The following is a 2,864-nucleotide window of genomic DNA, read 5'->3' as shown; positions in this document are numbered from 1 at the left end:
GCCCTTGTTGTTGCTCATGGCCATGTTGACGAAGGTGCTCGCGTCCTCGTCCACGGTCGTGCGAGCCGGGCGCAGGGTGCGGCCGCCGAGCGTGACTTCGTGCCCGGCTGCGAGCGCCGCGTTGTAGATGCCGACGACCGAGGGACCCGAGTCGCTCGTGACGAGGTAGCCGTCTGCGCCGAGGCTCACGCCTTCCTTGCCGCGAAACGCGAGGTAGTGGTTGTAGGTGCTCTCGCTCATGATTCCCATGGCGCTGTCCCGGTCGTCGCCGGTGTTGATGGCCTGGGGCAGCGTCTTGCCCGCCGCCCGGGCAAACTCCGCAGTCGAGACGAGGGGCTGCTCGCCGGCCGCAGGTGCGGCGTCATAGACGTCGACCTGCACCGACGTGCCCGCGATGGCCGCAAGGTTCACGGGCGAGCCGTCGGAGCGCTGGGCCTGGCGGGTTGCGGCGTCCAGCACGTCCACCGGGCGGGTGGTGCTCGCGAGCCCCTCGGTCGAGGTGCCGGCCTCCAGCCCCGCGTCCTGCTCGGACTTCTGGAGCTCGCGGATGGCCGTGGGGGAGTGGTAGGCCACCTGAGTGGTGTAGTCTGCCGGCGTGCCGCGCTCCACGCCCTCGCTCATGACGTTGGCCATGGACATGCCGGTGGTGACGCTCGTGAGCGCCAGGAACAAGATCATCGAGATGACGGCCATCGACATCGAGACGGTGTTCACCCTGGCCGCAAGCTGGCGGAGGGTAAACATGTTGAGTCCGCGCCACCACAGGCTGTGCGCCGCCTGCAGCGCCTTGAGCAGAAAACCCGAGAGGCCAAAGAACAGCAGGATGGTGCCCATGACCACGAGGGCGGTGGTGATGCCGAAGCGGCTCATCTCCTCCTGGGAGTCCATCGTGACGGGTATGCCGTCGCGGAGGAGCCGCTCGTACGCCACCCCCACGAGCACGCAGCCCACCACGAACAACGCCGCCGAGACCCAGGGGTTGCGCACGGCCACGGTCTCGTTGGAGCGGCGGGCGCCCATGAGGTCGATGACCTTGGCCTTCGCCACCACGCGCAGGTTGAACACGAGGGTAACGAGGAAGATGACGATGAGGCATTCCACCGTGAACAGGGCCGCGCCGGCGCTCACGAAGAAGTGGAAGCTGGCGATCTGCGTGCGGAAGAGCGAGGCGGTGAAGAACGTCATGAGCTGCGAGAGACCGATGCCGCAGGCGAGGCCGATGGCGAGCGCCCCGAGCGAGACGATGGCCGTTTCCAGCGTCATGACAAGCGCCACCTGTCCGCGTCCCATGCCCAGCACCTGGTACAGGCCGAACTGCTGCTTGCGGCGCTTCATGATGAAGTTGTTGGCATACACCATGAGAAAGCCCATCACTGCCGCGAGGAAGACCGTGAGGCCCGAGGTGATGCTGCCGATGATGTCGCCAATCTCCTTGCTGAGGCCTGCCGAGGCGGCCTGCTCGGAGATGGTGTTGAACGCGTAGAACACGGTGACGCCCAGCGCCAGCGTGATGAGGTAGACGAGGTAGTCGCGCCCGGCACGGCGGACGTTGCCCCAGGCGAGCTTACAGAGCATCGGAGCCCTCACCGCCCATCATTGCCACGACCTCCATGATGCGGTCGAAGAACTCACGCCTCGAGCCGTCCCCGCGGCGCAGCTCCGTGAAGATCTTGCCGTCGCGGATGAACAGGACGCGGTGCGTGTAGCTGGCCGCGAAGCCGTCGTGCGTGACCATGAGGATGGTGGCCGCGCGGTCGCGGTTGAGCTGCTCGAGCTGCTCGAGCAGAAGGCGCGCGTTCTTGGAGTCCAGGGCACCGGTGGGCTCGTCTGCCATCGCCACGGCGGGGCCGGTCACGAGGGCGCGGGCCGCGGCCACGCGCTGCTGCTGGCCGCCGGACATCTGGTAGGGATACTTGTCGATGACCTCGCGGATGCCCAGGCGTGCCGCCGTCTCCTCCACGCGGCCAAGGACCTCGCCGGCCGGCACGCGGGCGATCGTGAGCGGCAGGGCGATGTTCTCGCGGGCCGTGAGCGTGTCGAGCAGGTTTGAGTTCTGGAAGATGAAGCCCAGGCGGTCGCGGCGGAAGCGCGTGAGAGCGCGCCCCCGCAGGCATGTGGCGTCGGTGCCCTCCACGAGCACCTGGCCGCTCGTGGGAGCGTCGATGGTGGAGACGCAGTTGAGCAGCGTCGACTTGCCCGAGCCCGAGGCGCCCATGATCGAGACGAACTCTCCGGCACGCACGTCAAACGAGACGTCGGCGAGCGCGCGCGTCACGGCGCCGGCCGAGCCCCTGCCGCGCCGGCCTCCGATGCCACGGCCACCGTAGACCTTCTCGAGGTGGTGGACGGAGAGGACGATGGGCCCACCCTGCGGGTTCGCGGTACCCGTGGCTCCTGCGGCCGTCACGGTCGACCAACCTGCGGCGCTGGCCGTGCCCGCGCCTGCGCCAGCCGTCTGGCTCGCGTCGCCGACCGCGGCCGTCGCCGTTCCCTCTTCCACAAAGTGCCTTTCCATGCCGTCCCCTTTCCCGGGTTCGCCGAATGTCGCCAACAATCCTCCCGTGCAGCCCCGAGAACAGCCATCGAATTGACTTACAGTAAGGTTTCATTCTTGCAAGGTAGCCCGCCCCGCTGGCCGAGCCCGCCGCCAAGCCCGCTGGCCGAGCCCCCCCGCCAAGCCCGCTGGCCGACCCTCGCCCGCCGTCGCCGGCTCTCTTCACCCCTCTTACAGCCGAACGTGCGTAAAATCGACTTTTCGGGCGTGTGACTCGCCAATAATCTCGGTTTTGCGCACGTTCGTTTGAGGAAGGCGCCCCGCGGCGCGGGGGAGAGCGGCGGGCGGCCCGGGGCCGGCGCCCGCGCGC

The 2,864-nt window shown here is 68.3% G+C and carries 2 protein-coding genes; both read right to left on the bottom strand.

Annotated features, from left to right (window positions below; all coding sequences use genetic code 11):
- Positions 1–1,575: FtsX-like permease family protein (locus EFAMC1_RS01565; RefSeq protein WP_154052593.1), on the bottom strand; the 1,575-nt coding region annotated here is incomplete at its 3' end.
- On the bottom strand, positions 1,565–2,515 hold the full coding sequence (locus EFAMC1_RS01560) for an ABC transporter ATP-binding protein (RefSeq protein WP_154052592.1): 951 nt from the start codon (positions 2,513–2,515) through the stop codon (positions 1,565–1,567). The genes EFAMC1_RS01565 and EFAMC1_RS01560, both read right to left, overlap by 11 nt.
- Between the last annotated feature and the right edge of the window lie 349 nt (positions 2,516–2,864).

The organism is Olsenella uli (assembly GCF_901212675.1).
Classification (GTDB): Bacteria; Actinomycetota; Coriobacteriia; order Coriobacteriales; family Atopobiaceae; genus Parolsenella; species Parolsenella uli_B.
This window is presented reverse-complemented; position numbering and strand designations above follow the sequence as displayed.